We start from the raw sequence: 23,641 nt of genomic DNA on the forward strand, positions 1-23,641 counted from the left end.
CGACGTCGACGAAGGGGCTCCCGCGATCGCGGGAGCCCCTCCTGTCGTGCCGTGCGGCCGGGTCAGGCCGGGTCAGGCCGGGAAGCGCTCCCACACGCGGTGGCTGCCGAGCAGCGTCACGAGGTGCGCGATCACGTCGGACGCGTCGTCGCCGACGTAGACGCCGGCGGGCGCGGCGGGCAGGCCGCTGGCCTCGAGGGCCGCGACGCTGTCGCCCCAGCCTCCGAGCGCCTTGCCGTGTCGGTACGCCTCCGACAGCAGCAGCGCGGCGCGCGGCTCGAGCGTGCCGGTGCTCGGGGCGGCCGCCTTCACGTCGGCGGACGGGTCGGCGTCGGGTGCCGCGGCGGGCGCTCCCGCCAGCACGATCGCGTCGAGCTCGATCGACCGGACCGTCAGCCACGTGCGCTGCACCGTCACCGGGTCGCCGTGACCGTCCTCGAGCACGCCGCCGTGCGAGGCGATGACCAGCGGCACCATCGATGCCGCGAACACCGCGTCGCGCACCTCGCGGACGCCGCTCAGGTCGTCCAGGCCGTCCGGGACGACGATGCCGACCATGCGTCCGTCGACGGGCCACGTGTCGCCGATCTGCGACAGGGCCGGGCTCGGCACCTCGTCGGTCAGCGGGATCGTCGGCTCCGGGGCCGGCAGGCCCAGGGTGTCGGCGACCTTCTGGCACAGGTCGGCGTCGATGTTGGCGAGCGCCAGCAGCTGCCGCTCCTTGATCGCCTGCTCGTAGCACTTGCCGAGCTCGAAGGCGTACGACTGCTTGACGTGCGCCTGCTCGACGTCGGTCAGGCTCAGGTAGAACAGCCGGGCCTGGCTGAAGTGGTCGTCGTACGACGCCGGGGCGGCCCGCACCTTGGTCGACGCCTCGACGGCCTGCGGGACGTCGATGAACGCGCTGACGTCCTCGCCGGCCAGGAACGGGCAGCCGCCGTCGATCGAGTTCGGCCTGTACGGCGCGATGCCGGTGTGGACGGCGTCCTGGTGGTAGCCGTCGCGCAGCATGTCGTTGACGGGCGCGTGCGGACGGTTGATCGGGATCTGGTCGAAGTTCGGCCCACCCAGGCGCGTGAGCTGCGTGTCGAGGTACGAGAACAGGCGGCCCTGGAACAGCGGGTCGTCCGTCGCGTCGATGCCCGGCACGAAGTGCCCGGCGTGGAACGCGACCTGCTCGGTCTCGGCGAAGTAGTTGCCCGGGTTGGCGTCGAGCGTCATGGTGCCGATGACCTGCACCGGCGCGAGCTCCTCCGGCACGAGCTTGGTCGAGTCGAGCAGGTCGATGCCCTCGAACATCTGGTCGGGGGTGTCGGGGAAGACCTGCACGCCGAGGTCCCACTCGGGGTGTGCGCCCGACTCGATCGCGTCCGCGAGGTCGCGGCGGTGGAAGTCGGGGTCGACGCCGGCGGCGAGCTGCGCCTCCTCCCACGTCAGCGAGTGCACGCCGAGGCGCGGCTTCCAGTGGAACTTGACCAGCGTGGTCTCGTCGTCGGCGTTCACGAGCCGGAAGGTGTGGACGCCGAAGCCCTCCATCATGCGGTACGAGCGCGGGATGCCGCGGTCGGACATGTTCCACAGCGCGTGGTGCTGGCCCTCGGTGTGCAGCGACACGAAGTCCCAGAACGTGTCGTGGGCGCTCTGCGCCTGCGGGACCTCGATGTCCGGGTGGGGCTTGCCGGCGTGGATGACGTCGGGGAACTTGATCGCGTCCTGGATGAAGAACACGGGGATGTTGTTGCCGACGAGGTCGAAGTTGCCCTCGGTGGTGTAGAACTTCACGGCGAAGCCGCGGGTGTCGCGGACCGTGTCGGCCGAGCCGCGCGAGCCCAGCACGGTCGAGAAGCGCGTGAAGACCGGCGTGCTGGCGCCCTCGGCGAGGAAGGCCGCACGCGTCAGCGTGGTCGCGGCGCCGTTGGACGTGAAGACGCCGTGGGCGGCGGCGCCGCGGGCGTGGACGACGCGCTCGGGGATGCGCTCGTGGTCGAAGTGCATCATCTTCTCGCGCAGGTGGTGGTCCTGCAGCAGGACGGGCCCGCGGGGCCCGGCCTTGAGCGAGTGGTCGGTGTCGCGCAGGGGCACGCCCGTGGCGGTCGTCAGGTACGCGCCCTGCTGGGCCGCGGCGAGCTCTCCGTCCTTCGACGGGGCGCCGGTCGGCGAGTGGGGGACGGGTCCGTGCTGCGCGGGCTTCGGCGGCAGCGGGTCGTGCGGCTCGGTCGGCTCGTCGATCGTGGGCGTGCCGCTGCCGGGCGTGCCCGGGATGATCGGGGCGGCACCGCCGACGGCGGACGAGATCTCGTCGACGACCTCTGCGGCGGCGTCCTTGGCCTTGCCGATGATCCCGGTGGGCTCCTGCTGGGTCATGGTGCTCCTCTCGACGTCCGCGACGTGCGGACGCCGGTGCATACCCGGGCCGTCCGGCAGCAAACCGGGGCGCAGGGGCAGGAGCAGGTCAGCCGACCGGGTCGCCGACCTCGTCGGGGCCGAGGTCGGGGCGCACGCGGACGAGCTCGAACACGGGCCAGCGCAGGGCGTCGCGCTCGGGCTGCGCGGACGTCTCGACGACGAGGGTCGGCTGCACGGGGTGCACCTCGCGGCCCGTCTCGGTCGCGGCCGCCACGACGCGCGGGTCGAGCTCCTGGTCGCGCGGCGCGATCAGCTCGGCGACGTCCTGTTGCTGCTTGGCGCTGATGGGGTGCGTCCAGCCGATGATGTCGTAGCCGGCGGCCCCCGGGGTGCCGAGCACGAGCCGCTCGGGCTGCTCGAGCGATCCGACGACGGCGCACACGACCGCCTCCGACGTGTCCTGGAAGCGCAGCTTGAGCCAGCCGCGCTGCCCCGACGTGTACGTCGTGTCGCGCCCCTTCACGACGAGGCCCTCGATGCCGATCTCGTTGCGGCTGTACTCGCGGATCCACGACGCGGCCACGGCGCGGTCCGACGTCTGCGGCACGACCTGGAACGGCATGAGGTGGTCGACCAGCACGACGTCGAGCATGCGGCGCCGCTCGGTCAGCGTCTGGCCGCGCAGGTCGTCGTCGTCCCACATCAGCAGATCGAAGGCGATGAACGACGCGGGGCTCAGGCCCAGCACCCGTGGCGGACCGGTGAGGCGGCGCTGCACCTGGATGAAGTCGTACGCGTCCTCGCCCCACACGACCATCTCGCCGTCCACCACGACGCCGTCGGGCAGCTCGATCTCGGCCGCCGCGACGATGTCGGGGAAGGCGGACGTGATGTCGTGCCCGTGCCGGGACTGGATGCGGCAGCGGCCACCCGCCATGAACAGGATCGCGCGGTAGCCGTCGAACTTGGGCTCGTACACGCAGCCGCCCGGCAGATCGGCCTCGGCCGGCAGCGACGGGACGGGTCGGGCGAGCATCGGCACCATGCCGAACTCCAGCAGCGACACGTCGCCCCCCTCGCCTGACCGGCGGTCTGCTCCACCGGCACGAACGATCGTCACACACCTCGGTGCCGGACGCTCGGCCGATCCCGGATCAGAAGACCGGCTTGCCACCTGTCACCCCGAGGACCGTGCCGGAGACGTAGCTGGCCTCGGCGGACGACGCCAGGAAGACGAAGGCCGGGGCGACCTCGGCGGGCTGGCCGGCCCGCCCGAGCGGGGTCTCTTGCCCGAAGACCTCGAGCTTCTCGACGGTCTGCGTGGCGGGCTGCAGGGGGGTCCAGATGGGTCCCGGCGCGACGGCGTTGACGCGGATGCCGCGGGGGCCGAGCTGGGCCGCGAGGTTGACGGTCAGGTTGTTGATGCCGGCCTTGGTCGCGGCGTAGTCGAGCAGCGTCGTCGACGGGTCGAACGCCTGCACCGACGAGACGTTGATGATCGACGCGCCCTCGCCCAGGTGGGGCACGGCGGCACGGGTCATCCACAGCAGCGCCTCGAGGTTCGTGGTGAGGGTGCGCGAGATGCGCTCGTCGGTCAGCTTCTCGACGTCCTCCTCGCGGGCCATCTGGAACGCGGCGTTGTTGACCAGCACGTCGAGCCCGCCGAGGGCCTCGACGGTGTCGGCGACCAGCCGGTCGCACGCCGCGCTCGAGCGCAGGTCGACCTCGAGCGCGATGCAGCGTCGGCCGGTGTCGGCGACGGACTCCACGACGGCGTCGGCGTCGGACTTCTCCTCGGGCAGGTACGTGAAGACGACGTCGGCACCCTCGCGGGCGTAGGCCAGCACGACGGCGCGGCCGATCCCGGAGTCGCCGCCCGTCACGAGCGCGCGCAGTCCCTCCAGACGTCCGTGCCCGACGTAGCTGTCGTCGCCGTGGTCGGGCAGGGGGTCCATCGCGGACGTCAGTCCGGGCGGCTCCTGCTGCTGGGCGGGGAAGCCGTCGCGGAGCTCTGGGCGGTCGGTGTCGATGCTCATGACCCGGACGTGCCCAACCCCGCCCGGGTCAAACCGGACGGGGTCGGGCCGCGCGTGTCGCGACGGGTCAGGCCGCGCCGGCGATCTGCGAACCGGTGCGGATCTTGGCCAGGATCGAGGCGAGGCGCCGCGACACCTGCATCTGGCTGACCCCGACCTCCTCGGCGATCCGCTGCTGCGTCATGTCCTCGTAGAAGCGCAGGCGCAGGAGGTGCTTCTCGTCGTCGGTGAGCGACGCGCAGCCCGGGGCCGCGGTCATGAGGTCGTCGGCCGCCCCGAAGGCGTCGCCGTCCCCCTGGACCGTCTCGACGAGCGGGCGACCGCTGACGCCCGACGGCGCGTCGAGCGACTGCGGTGCGTAGTGGCTCGACGCCGCCATCGCCTCGCCGACCTCGGACACCGGGACGCCCAGGCGGGCGGCGACGAGCTCGCGGGTCGACTCGCGTCCCTGCTCGAGGAGCTCCTGCTGTGCCTCCCGCACCCGCGGCTGCATCTCCTGCACCGAGCGGGTCGGCCGGATCATCCAGCAGTGGTCGCGGAAGTGCTTCTTGATCTCGCCGAGGATCGTGGCGACGGCGAACCCGTGGAACGTCCCGCGCGACGGCTCGAAGCGCCGGACGGCGTGGACGAGCGCCAGGTTCGCGACGGCCGTCAGGTCGTCGTGGTCGGCGCCGCGGTTGCGGTAGCGGGCGGCGAGGCGCTCGGCGAGCGGCAGGCACGACCGGACCAGCTGGTCCTCGAGCAGCTCGCGCTCGTGGACGCCGTCGGCGCGATGGATGGCATGGAGGAGGTCGGCGACGATCTGGTCGGAGACGTCGGTGGAGTGGCTCATGAAGAACTCTCTGGCGGCACGTGCGTGCGGCTGGGTCTTCAACCGGCTGATTGCCTCCAGCGTTGCACGCGCCCCCCGGTCACGCAAGGCCGGCACCGCTGATTGAAGACGGGCGGTCCGGGTACGGGTGCGCGGAGTGCTGAAGGTCGCTCACCACCTCGCTGTTCGCTCGAAGGACCCCATGCTGCACGCGGCCCACCTCGCCCGTCCGTCCTCGCTCCTGCCGCCCCCGCGGCCGTCCCGTCGCGCCCCGCGCACCGTCGTCACCGCGGCCCGCCCATGAGGGTGTGCCTCATCGCGTCGAGCCGGTTCCCGATCCGCGAGCCGTTCCACGGCGGTCTGGAGGCGCACACTGCGACGCTCGCCGAGCACCTCGGCCGGCGCGGCCACGAGGTCAGCGTGTTCGCGGCGCCCGGGTCCGACCCGCGGTTCGACGTCAGCGACCTCGCGGTGCGTCCGTTCGAGCCCAGCGCGGCAGCCCGCCAGGACGTCGGTGCGACGCCCGACGAGTGGATGCGCGAGCACCACGCCTATCTCTCGCTGATGCTGGAGCTGTCGCGCACCGGTCCGCAGCGCTTCGACGTGATCCACAACAACTCGTTGCACCACCTGCCGATCGCGATGGCCGGCATGGTCGACCTGCCGGTCGTCTCGACGCTGCACACCCCGCCCGTCCCGTGGCTGGAGTCGGCCCTGCAGGTGAGCCGTGGCGACACGCGCTTCGTCGCGGTCAGCCGGCACACCGCCGACGCGTGGCAGCACGCCGTGACGGCCGAGGTCGTCCTGAACGGGATCGACACCGACCGCTGGCGGGCCGGGCCCGGCGGCGACCGCGCCGTGTGGAGCGGGCGCATGGTGCCCGAGAAGGCGCCCCACCTGGCGGCGCTGGCCGCGCTGCGCGCCGGCATCCCGATCGACCTCGCGGGACCGTGCATGGACCAGGCGTACTTCGACCGCGAGGTCCGTCCGCTGCTCGGCCCCGGTGTCCGCCACCTCGGCCACCTGGGCTCCGACGCGCTGATCGACCTCGTGGGACGCGCGGCGGTCGCGGTCGTCTCGCCGATGTGGGACGAGCCCTACGGCCTGGTCGCCGCCGAGGCGATGGCCTGCGGGACCCCCGTCGCGGCGTTCGACCGCGGCGCGCTCGGCGAGATCGTCGTGCCCGGCACGGGGGCGCTGGCGCGTCCGGGGGACGTCGACTCGCTGGCCACCGCGATCGTCCTGGCGCGTGCTGCCGACCGCCGCGTGGTGCGGCGCCACGCCGTCGCCGACCTCGGCGTCGGACGGATGATCTCGGCCTACGAGGACGTCTACGCCCGCGCCCGTCAGGTGGTGGCCGCATGATCGGCTACTACGTGCACCACCACGGCCGCGGACACCTGCACCGCGCGCTGTCGGTCGCCGCGGCCACCGACACCGTCGTGGTCGGCATGAGCTCGCTGCCCAGGCCGCGGGAGTGGAGCGGACCGTGGCTCGAGCTGCCGCGCGACGACGAGGGCGCGACCCCGGTCGACGTGACGGCCCGCGGTCGCCTGCACTGGGTGCCGGAGCTGGACCGTGGGCTCACGGCGCGGATGGCCGAGATCTCGTCGTGGATCGCCGCCGTCGAGCCGTCGCTGATGGTCGTCGACGTCTCGGCCGAGGTCAGCCTGCTCGCCCGCCTGCACGGCACGCCCGTCGTGACGATGGTGCTGCCGGGCGACCGCCGCGACGCGGCGCACGACCTCGTCCACTCGGTCGCGCGTCGCATCGTCGGGGCGTGGCCCGCCGACGTCACGGGCATGGTCACGGGGCTCGACGCCCACCGCGACCGCCTGACGTGCGTCGGGGGCCTGTCGCGCTTCGACGGCCGTCCGGCGCCGGCGCCGCCCGCTCCCGACGGCCGGACGGTCGTGGTGCTGACGGGCCTGGGCGACGAGACGTCGTGGGACGTCGACGCGGCACGACAGCAGACGCCCTCCTGGACGTGGCACGTGCTGGGGGCCGGTGACGCCTGGGTCGACGACCCGTGGGACGTGCTGTGCGCCGCGGACGTCGTGGTGACGCACGGGGGCCAGAACGCGATCGCCGAGGTCGCGGCGGCCCGGCGACCTGCCGTCGTCGTGCCGCGCCCCCGGCCGTTCCGCGAGCAGGACGCGATGGCGGCCGTGCTCGCGACCGACGGGCGGTTCCCGGTGACGGTGTGCCCCGAGCTGCCGCAGACCGGCTGGGACGAGCTGCTGACGCGCACCGCCGCCCTCGACGGATCCGGGTGGTCGGCCTGGAACGACGGCGGGGGAGCGGGGCGTCTCGCCGAGGTCATCTGCGAGGAGCTCGAACGCGTTCCCGCGCCCGCCCGGTCGTCGGGGACGTGGTCGTGAACGTCGTCGCCGTGACGATCGTCCACGGACGGTCGCGGCACCTCGCCCGCCAGCACGAGGGCCTGCTGCGCTCGACCCGCCCGCCCGACCTGCACGTCGTCGTCGCGATGGACGACCCGTCGGTGGCGGCCGTCGACGAGGGGCCGTTCGAGCGCGTCGTCGTTCCCGTCGAGGGACGCGCCGAGGGGCTCCCGCTGGCGCACGCCCGCAACGTCGGGGCCCGGGCGGCGGTCGACGCGGGGGCGGACGTCCTGGTGTTCCTCGACGTCGACTGCATCCCCGCGCCCGAGCTCGTGGCCGCCTACGCGTCCGCCGCGGGGCACCCGACGACGTGCGACGACCTGCTGTGCGGGCCCGTCGCCTACCTGCCGCCCCTCCCGGACGGCCAGGACGACTACGACCTCGACACGCTCGACCGGCTCGCCGAGCCCCACGCGGCGCGGCCGGCCCCCGCTCCCGGGGCGATCGAGCGCGACACACGGGGGCACGACCTCTTCTGGTCGCTGTCGTTCGCGCTCCGGGCCCGGGCCTGGGACGCGATCGGCGGGTTCGACGAGCGCTACGTCGGCTACGGGGGAGAGGACACCGACTTCGCGCGTCGCGCGGCCGCCGCCGGACGAGGCGTGGCGTGGGTCGGGGCGGCGCGGGCGTTCCACCAGCACCACCCCGTGAGCTCGCCGCCGGTCGAGCACGTCTTCGACATCGTCCGCAACGCGGGCATCTTCCACGACACGTGGGGACGCTGGCCGATGGGCGGATGGCTCGACGCCTTCGAGCGGAGCGGGCTCGTCGGACGTCTCGACGACGGCACGTACGTCGTGACGGAGCGCGGTCCGCGGCAGCCCGAGGCCGTCCGGTGACGGGCCGGTCGCCGCTCACGACGGCGGACGTCCGCTCCCGCACGACGCCGTCGTGGCCGCTGCCGGGCGGCGGCGACACGGATCGGCGGTGGCGGATGCTCGCGGCGCTGGCCGCCGACGACCTGCCGCTGGCCAAGCTCGTCGAGCCGCACCACGACGCCGTCGCGATCCTGCACGAGCTGGGCGGCCGCGCCCCCGAGGCAGGCGAGCTGTGGGCCGTCTGGGCGGCCGAGCCGCCGTTCGCGGTGCTGACCGCGACGCGCGACGCCCACGACGAGGACGGCTGGCGGCTGTCGGGCTCGAAGGCGTTCTGCTCCGGCGCGGGCCTCGTGACCCATGCGCTCGTGACCGCGGAGTCGGCGGACGGCCCCCGGATGCTCGCGATCGCGCTCGACGACCCCGGTGTCACGGACGGCGAGGGGCCCGCCTGGCAGGGCGCCGGCATGCGCCGGGCCGACACGCGGACGCTCGACCTGCACGACGTGGCCGCCCGGGCCGTCGGCGGGCCGGGGGACTACGTCGGTCGTCCCGGCTTCTGGGCGGGCGCGATCGGCATCGCCGCCTGCTGGCTGGGCGGGGCGCACGGCGTCGCCCGGACGCTGGAGGACCGCGCACCGCGGCTCGACCCGCACGGCCTCGCGCACCTGGGCGCCGTGCGGGCGTCCCTCGACGTGGCCGGCCTGGCGCTCGAGGCGGCCGCGTCACGGCTCGACCGCGGGACGGACGACGAGGACGAGCTCGAGCGGCTGGCGCTGTCGGTGCGCGCGCACGTCGCGGACGTCGTCGCGTCGACGATCGCGCACGTCGGCCGGGCCCTGGGCCCCGCCCCGCTGGCCTTCGACGCGCGGCACGCCGAGCACGTCGCCGACCTGCAGGTGTTCGTCCGGCAGCACCACGCCGAGCGCGACCTGGCGCGGCTGGGCTCCCTGCCCGTCGCGGGCACGACCGAGGAGGACGGGGGAGACGACGATGACTGATCTGTGGCGAGGGCGCCTCGAGGGCATGCCGATCGACCCACCGGCCGACCCCGGCGGACGGGTCGTGGTGCTCTCGGCGCACCCCGACGACGAGGTGCTGGCCGTCGGCGGCTGGCTGTCGGAGCAGACCCACCGCGAGGTCGTGTTCGTCACGGCGACGGACGGCGAGGCGTCGCACCCCGGCAGCCCGACCATCACGCCCGACGAGCTGCGGGCCCGCCGGCCCGGCGAGCTGCTCGCGGCGCTGCGGTGCCTCGGCTTCGAGCAGCCGGACGTCCGGCGGCTCCGGCTGCCAGACGGCGGGCTCGACGCCGCCCGCGACGAGCTGCGGCGCCTGGTCGAGCCGGTGCTGCGGGACGCCTCCCTCGTGCTGGCCCCGTTCGCCCACGACGGGCACCCCGACCACGACGCCCTCGGACAGGTGGTGGCGGAGGTCTGCCCGCCGACCGCGGTGCTGTGGCAGATGCCGATCTGGACCTGGGCCTGGACCGTGCCCGCCGACCAGGAGTGGATGGCGTCGGTGCGTCGCCTCGAGTGCACGTCGCGGGGGCGCCACCGCAAGCGGCAGGCGATGGCGGCGTTCGGCACCCAGGTGCGGGCCCTGAGCCCGCACCCCGCCGACACCGCCGTCGTCGACGAGGCGCTGCAGCGGCATGCGTCCCTCGCGCCCGAGGCGGTCGTGGCATGACCGCCCCCGACTACTTCGAGCAGCTCTACGCCGACTCCGCCGACCCGTGGCAGCTCGCCGAGCGGCACTACGAGCAGCGCAAGTACGACCTGACGCTCGCGGCCCTGCCGCGCCTGCGCTACGCGCGGGCGTTCGAGCCGGGGTGCTCGATCGGGGTGCTGACCCGCCAGCTCGCGACGCGGTGCGACGAGCTCGTCGCGACCGACCCCGTCGAGAGCCCCCTCGCGCGCGCCCGCGCCACGGTCGGCGCCGATCACGTCACGTTCGCGCGAGGACGGGTGCCGGACGACTGGCCCGACGGCCCGTTCGACCTGATCGTGCTGTCGGAGCTGCTGTACTACCTGTCGGCGGCCGAGCGGCTCGAGGTGCGGGCCGCCGCGGTCGAGAGCCTCGCGCCGGACGGCCACCTGGTGCTCGTGCACTGGCGCCACCCGTTCGAGGTCGCGACCTGCACCGGCGACGTCGCGCACGCCGAGATGCGCGTCGGCGACGACCTCGTGGCCGTGGTCGAGCACGTCGAGACCGACTTCCGGCTCGAGGTGCTGGCCCATGCGTGACGTCGACGTCGACGTTGACGTCGTCGTGGTCGTGATCCCGGCGCGCGACGAGCAGGACGGCGTCGCCGCGGCGGTGGGCGCCGTGCTGACGTCGGCCGTCGCGGTCGCCGTCCTGCACCCGGTCGTGCGCGTCGAGGTCGTCGTCGTGGCCGACGGGTGCCGTGACGCGACGGCGTCCCTCGCCCGCTCCGCGGGGGCCGAGGTGGTCGAGATCGACGCCGCGAACGTCGGCGCGGCCCGCCGCGTGGGCTGCGAGTGGGCGTTCGGGCGGACGTCGGCCCCGGACCGCCTGTGGATCGCGACGACCGACGCCGACAGCGCCGTCCCGGCGGGCTGGCTGCCGGCGCAGCTCGAGGCGTCCCGGTGCGCCGACGTCTTCCTCGGCACGATCGGCCTGACGGAGGTCGATCGAGGTCTCCACCCCCGCTGGGGAGCCGACTACGCGGTGCGCGCCGACGGCGGCTCGCACGGGCACGTGCACGGCGCGAGTCTCGGCGTGCGCGGGAGCGCGTACCTCGAGGCGGGCGGCTTCCGCGACCTGCCGGCCCACGAGGACGCCGACCTGGTCGGCCGGCTCGTGGCGCAGGGGGCCGCACCCGTGTGGGACGACCGCGTGCCCGTCACGACGTCCGCCCGGCACGTGTCCCGCGTGCCCGAGGGCGTCGGGGCCGATCTGGCCGCGTCCCTCGTCACATCGGCCGATCGCGGGTCGGTGTGCATGAAACCGGCGCTGCCGGGCATGTGACGGTCCCGCGGCGCGCAGCGTGCCGCGACACCACGACGAAGGAGATCATCCGTGCGCGCACTGACCTGGCAGGGCAAGAGGAACGTCAGCGTCGAGACCGTCCCGGACCCGAAGATCGTCGAGCCGGACGGCATCATCATCCAGGTCACGACCTCGGGCCTGTGCGGGTCGGACCTGCACCTGTACGACCCGCTCGGTCCGTTCCTGCACCCCGGCGACATCCTGGGCCACGAGCCGATGGGACGTGTCGTCGAGCGCGGTTCGGCCGTGACGGACCTCGCGATCGGCGACCGCGTCGTCATCCCGTTCCAGATCGCCTGCGGCTCGTGCTTCATGTGCTCGCGCGGCCTGCAGACGCAGTGCGAGGTGACGCAGGTGCGCGAGTACGGCATGGGCGCGGCGCTCTTCGGCTACACCGACCTCTACGGCGCGGTGCCGGGCGGACAGGCCGAGCTGCTGCGCGTCCCGCACGGCAACTACGGGCCGATCAAGATCGAGAGCGACTACAGCGACGAGCGGTTCGTGTACCTGTCGGACGTCGCCCCGACGGCCTACCAGGGCGTCGAGTACTCGGGCGTCTCGGCGGGTGACACGCTGCTCGTCGTGGGCCTCGGCCCGATCGGCGAGATGGCGGCCCGCATCGCGATGCTGCGCGGCGTCCGGGTCATCGGGGTCGACCTCGTGCCCGAGCGCCTGGCGCGCTCGGCCTCGCTCGGCGTCGAGACGATCGACCTGCTGGCGGGCGACGCCGTGGCGGCGGTGCAGGAGCTGACCGGCGGCCGCGGTGCCGACGCGGCGCTCGAGGCCGTCGGCATGGAGGCGCACGGGTCCGGCGTGGCCGAGGCCGCGCAGAAGGTCGTGGGCCTGCTGCCGAAGGCCCTGTCGCGCCCGCTCATGACGAACGCCAGCACGGACCGCCTGGCGGCGCTCGACCTGGCGTTCCAGGCCGTGCGGCGCGGGGGCACGGTCTCGATCAGCGGCGTGTACGCCGGTGCGGCCGACCCGTTCTCGATGCAGCTGATCTTCGACAAGCAGCTGTCGCTGCGCATGGGCCAGGCCAACGTCAAGAACTGGATCGACGACCTCCTGCCGCTCGCGGAGGACTCGTCCGACCCGCTGGGTCTCGAGTCGTTCGCGACGCACCACCTGACGCTCGAGGAGGCCCCCGCGGCCTACGAGATGTTCCAGAAGAAGCAGGACGGGGCCATCAAGGTCCTGTTCAAGCCGTGACGGACGCCCGGCGGGCCGGTCGCCTTGGGCGATCGGCCTACCGTGGTGGGGTGCCGAAGATCGACTCCCAGACCGCCGTCCTGCTGACCCTGATCGGCTTCGTCGTGGCGCTCACCGGCCTCGCGTTCCTGCTGGTCAGCGCGTGGGTCCCGGGCGTCGTGATCATCGCGCTGGGCCTGGCCGCCGGCAGCATCGGCTACCGCGCCGTCCACTGACCCCCGTCGTCGGTTCACCACGCCGGCAGGGGATGTCGGTTCCGGGCAGGGCAGGCATGCCATGCCCGGACACGGGTTGCGGCGCCGGGATGCGGGGTGCTGCGCCCGGACTGGGTCTACCACGCCGGCGTGGTGAGCCGCGGGGTCAGGGATCGAGGGCCCGCGCCGCGCGGCGGGCGCGCTCCAGCGCCTCGCCCGCGGTGCGGCGCACCCGCTCGGCGTCCTTGAGACCGGCGGACGCCCGACGCTCCTCCGTGCCGGCGTCCCGCAGCTCGCCCTCGACCTCGACGAGTCGGCGACGCACCGCGGCGAGCTCGTCCTTGAGGTCGACCACCCGCCCTCCGGCCGCCGCCGCCCGCTCCGACGCCTCGACCGCGGCGCGCCGGGCCTCGTCGAGGTCGTGCTCGCTCGTGGCGACCTGGTCCCGCCCCGCGACCAGCGCCTCGTCGTCGACGGCACCCTCGTCGGGCACGTCCTGGACCGCCTCCGTCTGCTTCTCCTGACGCGGTCTCGGCGCCCGCCGTGCGACCGGTGGGTCCTCCTCGACGTCCACCGGGACGGCCGACGCCCCCGACACGTCCACGTCGCCGAAGCCGTTCGGTGCGAGCGGCGTCAGCAACGCACCTCCGCGCACCGTCGCGAACGCGGCGACGTCGACGAGGGCGGCCCAGAACGTCTGCTCCACGTCCCGGAGGGTCGCGGCGCTCGCGGGGGCGCCCCAGCCGTCGGCGACCTCCTCGGCGGCGGTGACGCAGCGCCGGATCGTCGTCCGTCTCTCGCGGTCGACCGCACGGACGTCGTCGGGGTCGCCGCCGACGCTCGCGGCGCGCAGACGCCTGCCGACGTCCCGCAGCTCGTCCTCCAGCCCGGGATGCTCCCGGACGACGGCGTTGACGAGCCCCACCGCGACGCCGGGCCTCCGCAGCGCGGCCACGGCACGTGCCCGGTCGGCGTCGCCCGCCTGCTTCAGCGCGGCGACCTCGGCCGTGCGCGACGCGACGAACTCCCGCGGCGGAAGCGCGTACAACCGGGCGGCGACCTGCGCGAGGACGCCGTCAGCAGGGTGCGGCTGGGACCGGGGCGTGCGGCTCAGCCCTCGGGGACGGGCTCGAGCGCGAACGCCGAGCCCGTGCTGACGGCGTCGGCGTAGTCGGCGAGCTGCTCACCGGTCAGCCGCACCCCGATCGTGGCGAACGCCTGCTCGGCCTGCTCGGCGATCGCGGCGACCGGCTGACCCGTCAGCTTGGCGCGCACCTCGGCGTCGACCTCGCTGAGGCTCGGCCCCACCGTGACCTCGGCGTGGTCGGCATCGGTACCCGCGGTCCGGACGTCGTCCGTCGTCTCGCTCATGGCGGCACGGTACCCGGGGGCCGCCGGACCAAACCGGTTCGGCCGCCGACGACGGGGTACCTCCGCCGACACCGCTCCACGTCTCGGAAGGACCGCACCCCATGACCGACCCCGCACCCCGTCCCACCACGACCGACGCGGGAGTCCCCGTCGCGAGCGACGAGTACTCCCTGTCGGTCGGCCCGGACGGTCCGCTGCTGCTGCAGGACCACTACCTGATCGAGCAGATGGCCAACTTCAACCGCGAGCGCATCCCGGAGCGCCAGCCGCACGCCAAGGGAGGCGGCGCGTTCGGCACGTTCGAGGTCACGCACGACGTGAGTGCGTTCACGCGCGCCGCCGTGTTCCAGCCCGGCACCAAGACCGAGGTGCTGTCGCGCTTCTCGACCGTCGCCGGCGAGCGCGGCAGCCCGGACACGTGGCGCGACCCCCGCGGCTTCTCGCTGAAGTTCTACACCAGCGAGGGCAACTTCGACATGGTCGGCAACAACACGCCGGTCTTCTTCATCCGCGACCCCATGAAGTTCCAGCACTTCATCCGCTCGCAGAAGCGCCGCTCCGACAACAACCTGCGCGACCACGACATGCAGTGGGACTTCTGGACCGCCGTGCCCGAGTCGGCGCACCAGGTCGCGTGGCTCATGGGCGATCGCGGCATCCCCCGCACGTGGCGGCACATGAACGGCTACTCGAGCCACACGTACTCGTGGATCAACGCCGAGGGCGAGCAGTTCTGGGTGAAGTACCACTTCAAGACCGACCAGGGCATCGAGTTCTTCACGCAGGACGAGGCCGACCAGATGGCGTCGGCCGACACCGACTACCACCAGCGCGACCTCTTCGAGCACATCCGCGACGGCGAGCACCCCAGCTGGACGCTCAAGATGCAGATCATGCCGTTCGAGGACGCCAAGACCTACCGCATCAACCCCTTCGACCTGACGAAGGTCTGGCCGCACGACGACTACCCGCTGCACGAGGTGGGCCGTCTGACGCTCGACCGCAACGTCACGGACTACCACACCGAGATCGAGCAGGCCTCGTTCGAGCCCAACAACTCGGTCGCCGGGACGGGCCTGTCGCCCGACAAGATGCTGCTGGCCCGTGGCTTCAGCTACTCCGACGCCCACCGCGCACGGCTGGGCGTCAACTACCGGCAGATCCCCGTCAACCGTCCCAAGTCGCCCGTCGACAGCTACTCCAAGGACGGCGCGATGCGGATGGACAACGTCACCGATCCGGTCTACGCACCCAACTCGTACGGCGGCCCCGCGGCCGATCCGAGCCTGACGGACGACGGCGGACGCTGGCGCTCCGACGGCGAGATGGTCCGCGCGGCCTACACGCTGCGTCCCGAGGACGACGACTGGACGCAGGCCGGCACGCTGGTCCGCGACGTCATGGACGACGCCGCACGCGACCGGCTCGTCGACAACGTCGTGGGGCACCTGCTCAACGGGGTCAGCGACGCGGTGCTGGCTCGCGCCTTCGCGTACTGGCGCCAGATCGACGACGACCTCGGCGGCCGCATCGAGCAGGGCGTCCACGACAAGCAGGACGAGCTCGACCCGAAGGCCGGCGAGCAGGGCAACGACGCGCGGTCGAGCATGCAGGACAAGGCGTGACGCGATCGGTGTCACATCGGCGCTGACACACCGGCGGCCGTGACAGAATCGTGGTCGACGGGGACGGCGCGCGACGGGGGTGGACGGCGATGGGGCTCGACACGACATCGCTCCGCGTGGCGTTCGGCGTCGTCGCCCTGACGATGCTGGTCCTGTTCTACTTCGTCTCGTACCGCACCAGCCGGTCCACGTATTGCGCGTGGTGGTGCGCCGCCCTGGGGCTGTTCGTCGCCGGGTCGGTCGCCTACCTGCTCGACGGGACGTCGCAGCAGGTGTGGGCGAACCCTCTCGGCAGCACGCTGCTCGTCGCCGGGACGAGCAGCGTGTGGGGCGGGACCCGTGCCCTGGGCGGCCGCGGGTTCCAGTGGGCACCGTTCGCGACGGGTCCCGCCGTGACGGCCGTCGCGGCGGTGCTCGACGACCCGGCCACGAACACGTGGGCCGGGGGCGCCGTGATGCTGGCCTCGATGTCGCTGACGGTCGCGCTGGCGTCGCGCGAGCTGTGGCTCGTGCGACCCAGCCCGGCCGAGCTGCTGCGGCGCGAGGCGACGTTCTCGCCGGCCGTGCGCACGCTGGCGATCATGTCCGGCGGGTTCTCGGCGTTCTACGCGATGCGGTTCGTGTCGTTCGTGTGGGTCGGGCCCGACGGCGAGGTGTTCGAGCGCTACTTCGGCTCGGAGGTCACGACGCTCGTCACGACCGTGCTGCTCGCGGCGATCTCGTTCAGCATGACGTCGCTCAGCTACGAGCGCGAGACCGAGGAGCTGCGCTCGCAGGCCACGCGTGACGGGCTCACGGGGCTGCTCAACCGCACCGAGTTCATGCGGCAGGCGTCGGCCGAGTGGCGCGCCAAGAACCGCAGCGGGGCCCAGGGCTCGCTGATCCTCGCCGACCTCGACTTCTTCAAGGCCGTCAACGACACCTACGGTCACCCGGCCGGCGACTACGCGCTGCAGGCCTTCGCCGCGACGTGCCGCGGCATCGTGCGGTCGTCCGACCTCGTGGGCCGCTACGGAGGCGAGGAGTTCATCATCTTCCTGCCCGACGTGCCGACGGCGCGCGCCGAGCAGATCGCGGGCCAGATCAGCGGACGTCTGCGCGAGACCGCCACGCCCAACGGCATGCCGTTCCCGACGGTCAGCTACGGCATCGCCGCCGCCGACGACGGCACCGACCTGGCCGACGCGATCGACCGGGCAGACCGGGCGCTCTACGAGGCCAAGGCGACGGGGCGCGACCGCGTGATCCTGAGCAGCGACGACCGTCCCGGCCCGGGCTGACCGGCCGGCGCGCTCAGGCGCGCGTCGGGTTCTCCGCGGGGTTGGGCGGGGTCACCGGGTTGCCCTCGGTGTCGGGGTCGGTGGGCAGCTGGCCCGGGTTGTCGCCGGGGCTCGACGGCTCGGGCGCGGTCGTGGTGTCGGTGCGTGACGTCATGGTGCCGTCGTGCCCACTGGGCCGACCGGTAAACCGTCCCGGGGTGCGTACGGCGGGGCGCGGTGGGTACGGGCCGTCCGGCACCCACCGACCGCCCAAGGAGTCACGATGCCCCCGAAGAAGGACCCGAGCCTCAAGAAGCCCGAGATGTACGAGGCGCTGCGCGACCAGGGCGCGTCGAAGGAGAGGGCCGCCCGCATCTCGAACGCCGCCGCGCAGAAGGGCCGCTCGGCCGGGTCCGTGGGCGCGAAGGGCGGGGCGTCCGGGTCGTACGACGACTGGACCGTCGACGACCTGCGCGCGCGGGCCAAGGAGCTCGGCCTCAGCGGCTACTCGGACAAGAAGAAGTCCGAGCTCGTGACGATGCTGCGGGAGCACTGATCACCGGCGCCGGCGCGGCCTCCGAGCTCGACTTCGGGGGGCTCACGATCGCCTTCGACGACCGCGTGCTGCGCCCCCGCCCCTGGACGCTGGCGCAGTCGCGGTGGGCCGCGGACGTCGCGGGCACGGCCCCGGAGGGTCGGGTGCTCGAGCTGTTCGCCGGCGCGGGCCACATCGGGCTCGCGGCCGTCGCCGCCTCGCGGCGCGAGCTCGTGATGGTCGACCTCAACCCGGCCGCCGTCGAGCTCGCCCGCGCCAACGTCGACCGGGCCGGACTGGCGGATCGCGTGAGCGTCCGGCACGGGCGGATCGACGAGGTGCTGGGCGACGACGAGCGGTTCGCGGTCGTCGTCGCCGATCCGCCGTGGGTCCCGTCGGCCGGCATCGGGGAGTTCCCCGACGACCCGTCGATCGCGATCGACGGCGGCGACGACGGTCTCGACCTGGCCCGCACGTGCTGCGACGTCATCGGCCGTCACCTCCTGCCGGGCGGGACCGCGATCCTGCAGGTCGGCACGTCCGACCAGGTGCGAGCGCTCGACGAGCACCTGCGGCAGGGCGGGTCCGGCCTGCGCACCGCCGAGACCCGCGTCTTCGAGCGCGGCGTGCTGGTCGAGCTCCGCCGACGAGTCACGTAGTCCCGCCGACGAGTCACGCAGTCCCGCCGACGAGTCACCTGGACCCGCTCGCGAGTCACTCCGGGTGACTCGCGGCCGGGCATGACTGACTCGTCGGCAGGCGTGGGTGACTCGTCGGCGGGCGTGGGTGACTCGTCGGCGGGCGTGGGTGACTCGTCGGCGATCGGGGGCTAGGGGCGGGACTTGTCGGGGATCAGCTTGTGCGTGCCGTCGCACCACGGCTGCATCGACGACTTGCCGCAGCGGCACACCGCGCTGACGGGACGGGTCGTGCGGTGCCGCACGCCGTCGGCGTCCTCGATCACGTGGTCGCCGCGCAGCAGCATCGGGCCGCCCGCGCAGAGGATCACGGTGGGGTGCTCGCCGCCCTGCTCGTCGTCGCTCACGCGGCCCACCCCTCGAGCATGCGCCGCGCGAAGCGGTCCTCGAGGTCCAAGCACGTGAACGCGCCGAGGAACATGTCGTCGCGCAGCGCCGGCTCCTCGTCGAGCAGCGACCCGCAGATCGTCCGGACCGCCAGCTGCTCGTGCACCGCGTCGGCCGCGACGTGCTCGTCGTAGTACTCGGCCATCGAGTCGGGCAGGCCGAGGCGCCGCAGCCCCTGCGCCATGCGGCGCGACGGGATGCTGCTGGTCGCCTCGAACGCCGCCAGGTGACCCAGCGACGCCCCGCGGAGACGACGGTTCAGGCCGAACAGCGACATCGCGTTGTTCTCCTCGAGCACCTCGAGCGGCACGTCGTCGATGTAGGCGCCGTACTCGTCGCGCAGCCCGCAGTCGTCCATCCCGCGCGCGAACAGCGTCGCGTGGAGCCGCGTCGGGTCGCCGCCGCCGTACTCGTCGAACTGCAGCTCCATCAGCGCCGCCTTGGTGCGGTCCGGCAGCCGCGGCACGAGCCACGCGGACGGGTCGGACTCCTTCAGGTGGTAGATCGAGCGCATGCGCAGCAGCTCGAGCGTCTGCTCGTGGGTCGTGTGACGTTGCACCTGCGCGGCCAGCGAGGCGCCGTCGTGCGACGCGACGTACGCGAAGAAGGCGTCGGCGAAGTCGCCCTCGGGCCAAGCGTCGGGTGCACGGTCACGCAGGGTGCGCTCGAACGTCGTCTCGAGCGAGCGGCGCAGGGCGATGAGCTCCGGCTGCCACTCGCGGTCGTCGTCGACGTCCTCGAAGCCGCGGTAGTGCAGCTCGTGCAGGGCCCACAGCGTGACGTGGAGGTCCTCGGCGTCGTCGGCGGGGGTCGACAGCAGCGGCGAGTAGTCGGGCGACGTCGACCGCATCGCCTGGAAGGCGGTCTCGCTGAGCGAGCCGCGACCCTTGGGCGTCAGCACGACGACGCTCGCGGACGGGTCGACGCGGGGACGGGCAGGAGGTGGGCCATGAGGATGCTCCTCGGGGTTCGGGCTGCTCCGGCCGTGTGCTCGACTGGGCGTCCATCAGGTACCCGGATGGGGGACCGTCAACCGGCGACGTGTCTCAGGCCGGTGCCAGTGGGTAACCAAGAGGGTGTGGTGGCCGTTGAGCACACAGCGGCGACCTGGCGGAAAGTGGGCAGAGGGCGTGCGGACTAGGGCACGGCCTCTGCCCACGTCAGCGGGAGCGCCCGGACCGGCATAGGATCGTTGCGACGTTCCGGCACGTGCCGGCGGTGCAGAAGGAGGGCGATCGACATGGACGGTCCCCGCGTCCTGGCGGACATGGCGCTCGAGCTCGAGCAGGACCGTGATCCACGGAGCATCCTCGAGCGGGTCAGCCACTACGCGCGCCTGGTGCTCGACGCCGACGACGCCGGCGTCATGCGCGTCGTGACGCGCCAGAAGGTCGAGACCCCGGCCGCGACGACCGAGCGGGTCGACCAGGCCCACCAGCTGCAGTCGCAGTTCGACGAGGGGCCGTGCCTCGACGCCATCACGGGCCGCGCGACGTACGTCGCCAACGACGTCGCGAACGACCCGCGCTGGCCCCGGTGGGGTCCGGCCGTCGTCGACATCGGCATCCTGAGCGCGATCGGCGTGCGCCTGGCCACCCGCGAGCGGGGCTACGGCTCGCTGAACGTCTACGCCGACCGCGTCCACGCGTTCACCCCGGCCGACGTCGAGCTGGCCGAGGTGCTCGCGGCGCACGCCACGACGGCGTTCGCGGCCGCCGAGCGGGCGGCGGGCCTCGAGACGGCCCTGGAGTCGCGCACCACGATCGCGCAGGCCCAGGGCATCCTGATGCAGAAGTTCGACATCGACGCCGATGCCGCCTTCGACTTCCTGCGCCGCATCTCGCAGCACGAGAACCGCCGCCTGCACGCCGTCGCCGAGGCCATCGTGGTGCAGCGCAACGCCAACGCCCGGCCCGAGTAGGGTCCTCGACCCCGTCAGGACGATTGGGACGGCGCCGCGTGGGGTAGGTGGGCGTCATGGCATCTCGAACCCGCAGGCAGAAGCGTCACGACCTCAACCGTCGGTGGTCGATCGGGCTGATCGTCTCGGTCGCCGCCGTGGTCGTCGCGATCATCGGCATCGTGCTCGTCCAGGCCGACGTGCTCCGCGACGCGTGGGTGTACGCGTTCTTCGGCCTCGGAGCGATCGGCGCGGCCAGCGCGATGCTGCAGACGATCATCCGCGGCAAGGCGGGCGACGACATCGACGAGGCGAAGCTCTAGCCCGACGCCCGAGCTCGCCCCGGCGCCCCCGTGTCGTCGAGGAGGCGCCGGGGCGAGTGGTCGGGACGGCTCAGGAGCCGCTGACGTCGTCGTTGTCGGTGTCGGTCGCGGGGCCCTCGGTCGCCGCGCCGCCCTCGGACGACCAATCGGTCGAGTCGCCGTTGTCGAGGGCCGGGTCGCTCTGGGTGTCGGGCGCGACGGCGGGCTGCCCGTCGGCGTCGACGGGGGTGGTCTGGGGGTCGTTCGCAGGTTCGGTCATGCGCCGAACGTACCCCCGTGCCGCGGGCGCGAAACCGCCCGGTCAGGCTCCGACGTACGCCGCCAGGTGACGCGCCGTCAGCGTCGACCCGTCGGCGACCAGGTCGCGCGGCGTGCCCTCGAAGACGATGCGCCCGCCGTCGTGGCCTGCTCCGGGCCCCACGTCGATGATCCAGTCGGCGTGCGCCATGACGGCCTGGTGGTGCTCGATGACGACGACCGACGTGCCGGAGTCGACGAGGCCGTCCAGCAGGCCCAGCAGCTGCTCGACGTCGGCGAGGTGCAGACCGGTCGTCGGCTCGTCGAGCACGTAGACGCCGCCGTCGTCGGCCATCCGCACCGCGAGCTTGAGCCGTTGCCGCTCGCCGCCCGACAGGGTCGTCAGCGGCTGGCCGATCGTCAGGTAGCCGAGCCCGACGCGGGCGAGCCGTTCCAGCACCCGGTGGGCGGCGGGCAGACGTCCGTCGCCGTCGGCGAAGAAGCGCTCGGCCTCGTCGACCGACATCGTCAGCACCTCGTCGATGGTCCTGCCGCCGAACCGGTACGCCAGCACCTCGGCCTGGAAGCGTCGTCCCTCGCACGCCTCGCACGGCGCGGGTGCGGCCGCGACGATGCCGAGGTCCGAGTGGACGACGCCGGCCCCGTTGCACACGGGGCACGCGCCCTCGGAGTTCGCGCTGAACAGCGCGGGCCTGACGCCGTTGGCCTTCGCGAACGCCTTGCGGATGGGGTCGAGCAGACCCGTGTACGTCGCGGGGTTGCTGCGGCGCGAGCCCTTGATCGGGGTCTGGTCGATCACGACGACGCCCTCGCGGCCCTGCAGGGAGCCGTGGACCAGGGAGCTCTTGCCCGAGCCCGCGACGCCGGTGACGACCGTCAGCACGCCGAGCGGCACGTCGACGTCGACGTCGCGCAGGTTGTGGGTCGACGCGCCCCGCACCTCGAGCGCGCCGGTGGGGGAGCGCACCTCGTCCTTCAGGGTGGCGCGGTCGTCGAGGTGGCGGCCGGTGAGGGTGTCGGCGGCGCGCAGGCCCTCGAGCGTCCCCTCGAAGACGATCTCGCCGCCGGCGGCACCGGCGCCCGGTCCCAGGTCGACGACGTGGTCGGCGATCGCGATGGCCTCGGGCTTGTGCTCGACGACGAGCACGGTGTTGCCCTTGTCGCGCAGGCGCAGCAGCAGCCGGTTCATCCGCTCGACGTCGTGCGGGTGCAGCCCGATCGTCGGCTCGTCGAAGACGTACGTGACGTCGGTCAGCGCCGAGCCGAGGTGGCGGATCATCTTGGTGCGCTGCGCCTCGCCCCCCGACAGCGTCCCCGCCGGACGGTCGAGCGACAGGTAGCCCAGCCCGATGTCGACGAACGAGCCGAGGGTCGCCGCGATGGCCTCGAGGAGCGGCTCGGCACCGGGCGCCTCGGTGTCGCGGATCCACGTCGCGAGGTCGCTGATCTGCAGCGCGCACAGGTCGGCGATGCTGCTGCCGCGGACCGTCGACGAGCGGGCGAGCGCGTTCAGCCGGGTGCCGTCGCAGTCGGGGCACGTCGTGAACGTGACGGCGCGCTCGACGAAGGCACGGACGTGCGGCTGCATCGCCTCGACGTCCTTGCTCAGGAACGACTTCTTGATCTGCGGGACGATGCCGAGGTACGTCAGGTTGATGCCGTCGACCGTGATCTTGGTGGCCTCGCGGTGGAGCAGCGCATCGAGCTCCTCGGCCGTGAACGACGCGATCGGCTTGTCGCAGTCGAACAGCCCGACGCCGCGCAGGATGCGCCCCTGCCAGCCGTCCATGCTCCAGCCGGGGATCGTCAGGGCGCCCTCGTTGATCGACCTGGTCTCGTCGTACAGCGCCGTCCGGTCGATGTCGTTGACGGTGCCCCAGCCCTCGCAGCGCGGGCACATGCCCCCGACGACCGCGAAGCTGCGGCGCTCCTTGGTCTCGCGACCGCCCTTCTCGACCGTGACGGCCCCGGCGCCGGTCATCGACGCGACGTTGAACGAGAACGCCTGGGGGCCGCCGACGTGCGGCTCGCCGAACCGGCTGAACAGGATGCGCAGCATCGCGTTGACGTCGGTCGCGGTGCCGACGGTCGAGCGGGGGTCCGAGCCCATGCGCTCCTGGTCGACGACGATCGCGGTGGTGAGGCCCGACAGCACGTCGACGTCGGGTCGCGCCGCGGAGGGCATGAAGCCCTGCACGAACGCGCTGTACGTCTCGTTGATCATGCGCTGGGACTCCGCGGCGATCGTCGCGAAGACCAGCGAGCTCTTGCCCGAGCCGGAGACCCCGGTGAAGACCGTGAGCCGCCGCTTGGGCAGCTCGACGCTGACGTCCTTGAGGTTGTTCTGCCGGGCCCCCACGACGCGGATCAGGTCGTGGCCGTCGGCGACGTGGGACGACGCTGCGGTGGGCTGGCTCACACGGCGATGCTCCCACGCCGACACCGTCCGCCGCAGCCGTC

General features: G+C 73.3%; 26 protein-coding genes. 15 read left to right on the forward strand and 11 right to left on the reverse strand.

Going from position 1 to position 23,641, the window contains the following annotated elements:
* Nucleotides 1-72 precede the first annotated feature (72 nt).
* The 4 genes from ASD10_RS05850 to ASD10_RS05865 all read right to left on the reverse strand — a co-directional run bounded on the left by ASD10_RS05850 (nucleotide 73) and on the right by ASD10_RS05865 (nucleotide 5,214).
* A complete protein-coding gene (locus tag ASD10_RS05850; protein ID WP_082556264.1) occupies nucleotides 73-2,364 on the reverse strand; it encodes a catalase in 2,292 nt (763 codons plus the stop codon).
* A gap of 88 nt (nucleotides 2,365-2,452) precedes the next feature.
* A complete protein-coding gene (locus ASD10_RS05855; protein WP_056605975.1) occupies nucleotides 2,453-3,412 on the reverse strand; it encodes a hypothetical protein in 960 nt (319 codons plus the stop codon).
* 88 nt (nucleotides 3,413-3,500) lie between these two features.
* Nucleotides 3,501-4,382, reverse strand: a complete 882-nt coding sequence (locus ASD10_RS05860; protein ID WP_056605978.1) for an SDR family oxidoreductase — start codon at nucleotides 4,380-4,382, stop codon at nucleotides 3,501-3,503.
* A gap of 67 nt (nucleotides 4,383-4,449) precedes the next feature.
* Nucleotides 4,450-5,214, reverse strand: coding sequence for a sigma-70 family RNA polymerase sigma factor (locus tag ASD10_RS05865; RefSeq protein WP_056605981.1), 765 nt, complete (start codon nucleotides 5,212-5,214; stop codon nucleotides 4,450-4,452).
* 279 nt (nucleotides 5,215-5,493) lie between these two features.
* Here ASD10_RS05865 and ASD10_RS05870 point away from each other — a divergent pair, with 279 nt between their 5' ends.
* The 9 genes from ASD10_RS05870 to ASD10_RS18715 are packed head-to-tail and all read left to right on the forward strand — an operon-like array spanning nucleotide 5,494 to nucleotide 12,846.
* Nucleotides 5,494-6,558, forward strand: a complete 1,065-nt coding sequence (locus ASD10_RS05870; protein WP_056605984.1) for a glycosyltransferase — start codon at nucleotides 5,494-5,496, stop codon at nucleotides 6,556-6,558.
* Nucleotides 6,555-7,574 (forward strand): glycosyltransferase, encoded by a 1,020-nt coding sequence (locus ASD10_RS05875; protein WP_056605987.1) that lies wholly within the window; start codon nucleotides 6,555-6,557, stop codon nucleotides 7,572-7,574. Before ASD10_RS05870 ends, ASD10_RS05875 begins: the two co-directional genes overlap by 4 nt.
* A complete protein-coding gene (locus ASD10_RS05880) occupies nucleotides 7,571-8,434 on the forward strand; it encodes a glycosyltransferase family 2 protein (RefSeq protein WP_056609944.1) in 864 nt (287 codons plus the stop codon). Before ASD10_RS05875 ends, ASD10_RS05880 begins: the two co-directional genes overlap by 4 nt.
* Nucleotides 8,431-9,411: a hypothetical protein gene (locus ASD10_RS05885; protein ID WP_056605989.1), complete on the forward strand. Its 981-nt coding sequence runs from the start codon at nucleotides 8,431-8,433 to the stop codon at nucleotides 9,409-9,411. The genes ASD10_RS05880 and ASD10_RS05885 overlap by 4 nt, the downstream gene beginning before the upstream one ends.
* Nucleotides 9,404-10,099 carry a PIG-L deacetylase family protein gene (locus ASD10_RS05890; RefSeq protein WP_082556045.1) on the forward strand — a complete coding sequence of 232 codons (696 nt, stop codon included), beginning with the start codon at nucleotides 9,404-9,406 and terminating at the stop codon, nucleotides 10,097-10,099. The genes ASD10_RS05885 and ASD10_RS05890 overlap by 8 nt, the downstream gene beginning before the upstream one ends.
* Nucleotides 10,096-10,656: a class I SAM-dependent methyltransferase gene (locus ASD10_RS05895; protein ID WP_056605994.1), complete on the forward strand. Its 561-nt coding sequence runs from the start codon at nucleotides 10,096-10,098 to the stop codon at nucleotides 10,654-10,656. Before ASD10_RS05890 ends, ASD10_RS05895 begins: the two co-directional genes overlap by 4 nt.
* Entirely contained in the window at nucleotides 10,649-11,401 is a 753-nt protein-coding gene (locus ASD10_RS05900; RefSeq protein WP_056605997.1) for a glycosyltransferase family 2 protein, read from the forward strand. Before ASD10_RS05895 ends, ASD10_RS05900 begins: the two co-directional genes overlap by 8 nt.
* Before the next feature lie 51 nt (nucleotides 11,402-11,452).
* Entirely contained in the window at nucleotides 11,453-12,631 is a 1,179-nt protein-coding gene (locus tag ASD10_RS05905) for an alcohol dehydrogenase catalytic domain-containing protein (RefSeq protein ID WP_056606000.1), read from the forward strand.
* Between the two features lie 50 nt (nucleotides 12,632-12,681).
* Nucleotides 12,682-12,846, forward strand: a complete 165-nt coding sequence (locus ASD10_RS18715; RefSeq protein ID WP_157432472.1) for a hypothetical protein — start codon at nucleotides 12,682-12,684, stop codon at nucleotides 12,844-12,846.
* 145 nt (nucleotides 12,847-12,991) lie between these two features.
* Here ASD10_RS18715 and ASD10_RS05910 read toward each other — a convergent pair whose 3' ends face one another.
* Both ASD10_RS05910 and ASD10_RS05915 read right to left on the reverse strand, forming a co-directional pair.
* Complete coding sequence (locus ASD10_RS05910) at nucleotides 12,992-13,873, reverse strand: hypothetical protein (RefSeq protein WP_056606004.1); 882 nt, start codon at nucleotides 13,871-13,873, stop codon at nucleotides 12,992-12,994.
* A 62-nt stretch (nucleotides 13,874-13,935) separates the two neighbouring features.
* Entirely contained in the window at nucleotides 13,936-14,196 is a 261-nt protein-coding gene (locus ASD10_RS05915) for a hypothetical protein (protein ID WP_056606007.1), read from the reverse strand.
* Between the two features lie 101 nt (nucleotides 14,197-14,297).
* Between ASD10_RS05915 and ASD10_RS05920 the strand changes: the two genes are divergently transcribed.
* Nucleotides 14,298-15,821, forward strand: coding sequence for a catalase (locus ASD10_RS05920; protein ID WP_056606010.1), 1,524 nt, complete (start codon nucleotides 14,298-14,300; stop codon nucleotides 15,819-15,821).
* Nucleotides 15,822-15,871: 50 nt separating this feature from the next.
* Nucleotides 15,872-17,101: a GGDEF domain-containing protein gene (locus ASD10_RS05925; protein ID WP_200938133.1), complete on the forward strand. Its 1,230-nt coding sequence runs from the start codon at nucleotides 15,872-15,874 to the stop codon at nucleotides 17,099-17,101.
* A 13-nt stretch (nucleotides 17,102-17,114) separates the two neighbouring features.
* On the opposite strand, the gene ASD10_RS18720 is transcribed toward ASD10_RS05925, so the two are convergent.
* Nucleotides 17,115-17,255 carry a hypothetical protein gene (locus ASD10_RS18720; RefSeq protein ID WP_157432473.1) on the reverse strand — a complete coding sequence of 47 codons (141 nt, stop codon included), beginning with the start codon at nucleotides 17,253-17,255 and terminating at the stop codon, nucleotides 17,115-17,117.
* A gap of 108 nt (nucleotides 17,256-17,363) precedes the next feature.
* Here ASD10_RS18720 and ASD10_RS05930 point away from each other — a divergent pair, with 108 nt between their 5' ends.
* Nucleotides 17,364-17,636 carry a Rho termination factor N-terminal domain-containing protein gene (locus tag ASD10_RS05930; RefSeq protein WP_056606018.1) on the forward strand — a complete coding sequence of 91 codons (273 nt, stop codon included), beginning with the start codon at nucleotides 17,364-17,366 and terminating at the stop codon, nucleotides 17,634-17,636.
* Nucleotides 17,637-17,701: 65 nt separating this feature from the next.
* Nucleotides 17,702-18,274 (forward strand): RsmD family RNA methyltransferase, encoded by a 573-nt coding sequence (locus ASD10_RS05935; RefSeq protein WP_200938136.1) that lies wholly within the window; start codon nucleotides 17,702-17,704, stop codon nucleotides 18,272-18,274.
* A gap of 170 nt (nucleotides 18,275-18,444) precedes the next feature.
* Here the strand turns inward: ASD10_RS05935 and ASD10_RS05940 are convergent, their stop codons facing one another.
* Together ASD10_RS05940 and ASD10_RS05945 are read right to left on the reverse strand one after the other, a co-directional pair.
* The gene (locus ASD10_RS05940; protein ID WP_235501767.1) at nucleotides 18,445-18,660 is read right to left on the reverse strand and encodes a CDGSH iron-sulfur domain-containing protein; all 216 of its coding nucleotides are present in this window, start codon (nucleotides 18,658-18,660) and stop codon (nucleotides 18,445-18,447) included.
* Nucleotides 18,657-19,601 carry an iron-containing redox enzyme family protein gene (locus ASD10_RS05945; protein WP_157432474.1) on the reverse strand — a complete coding sequence of 315 codons (945 nt, stop codon included), beginning with the start codon at nucleotides 19,599-19,601 and terminating at the stop codon, nucleotides 18,657-18,659. The genes ASD10_RS05940 and ASD10_RS05945 overlap by 4 nt, the downstream gene beginning before the upstream one ends.
* A 339-nt stretch (nucleotides 19,602-19,940) precedes the next feature.
* On the opposite strand from ASD10_RS05945, the gene ASD10_RS05950 reads away from it, so the two are divergent.
* Both ASD10_RS05950 and ASD10_RS05955 read left to right on the forward strand, forming a co-directional pair.
* Nucleotides 19,941-20,621, forward strand: coding sequence for a GAF and ANTAR domain-containing protein (locus ASD10_RS05950; RefSeq protein WP_056606024.1), 681 nt, complete (start codon nucleotides 19,941-19,943; stop codon nucleotides 20,619-20,621).
* A gap of 56 nt (nucleotides 20,622-20,677) precedes the next feature.
* Complete coding sequence (locus tag ASD10_RS05955) at nucleotides 20,678-20,923, forward strand: hypothetical protein (RefSeq protein WP_056606030.1); 246 nt, start codon at nucleotides 20,678-20,680, stop codon at nucleotides 20,921-20,923.
* 70 nt (nucleotides 20,924-20,993) lie between these two features.
* On the opposite strand, the gene ASD10_RS05960 is transcribed toward ASD10_RS05955, so the two are convergent.
* Together ASD10_RS05960 and ASD10_RS05965 are read right to left on the reverse strand one after the other, a co-directional pair.
* A complete protein-coding gene (locus ASD10_RS05960; protein WP_056606034.1) occupies nucleotides 20,994-21,182 on the reverse strand; it encodes a hypothetical protein in 189 nt (62 codons plus the stop codon).
* 42 nt (nucleotides 21,183-21,224) lie between these two features.
* Nucleotides 21,225-23,600 (reverse strand): excinuclease ABC subunit UvrA, encoded by a 2,376-nt coding sequence (locus tag ASD10_RS05965; RefSeq protein WP_200938138.1) that lies wholly within the window; start codon nucleotides 23,598-23,600, stop codon nucleotides 21,225-21,227.
* Between the last annotated feature and the right edge of the window lie 41 nt (nucleotides 23,601-23,641).

The organism is Aeromicrobium sp. Root472D3 (assembly GCF_001426485.1).
In the GTDB taxonomy this organism is placed as follows: Bacteria; Actinomycetota; Actinomycetes; order Propionibacteriales; family Nocardioidaceae; genus Aeromicrobium.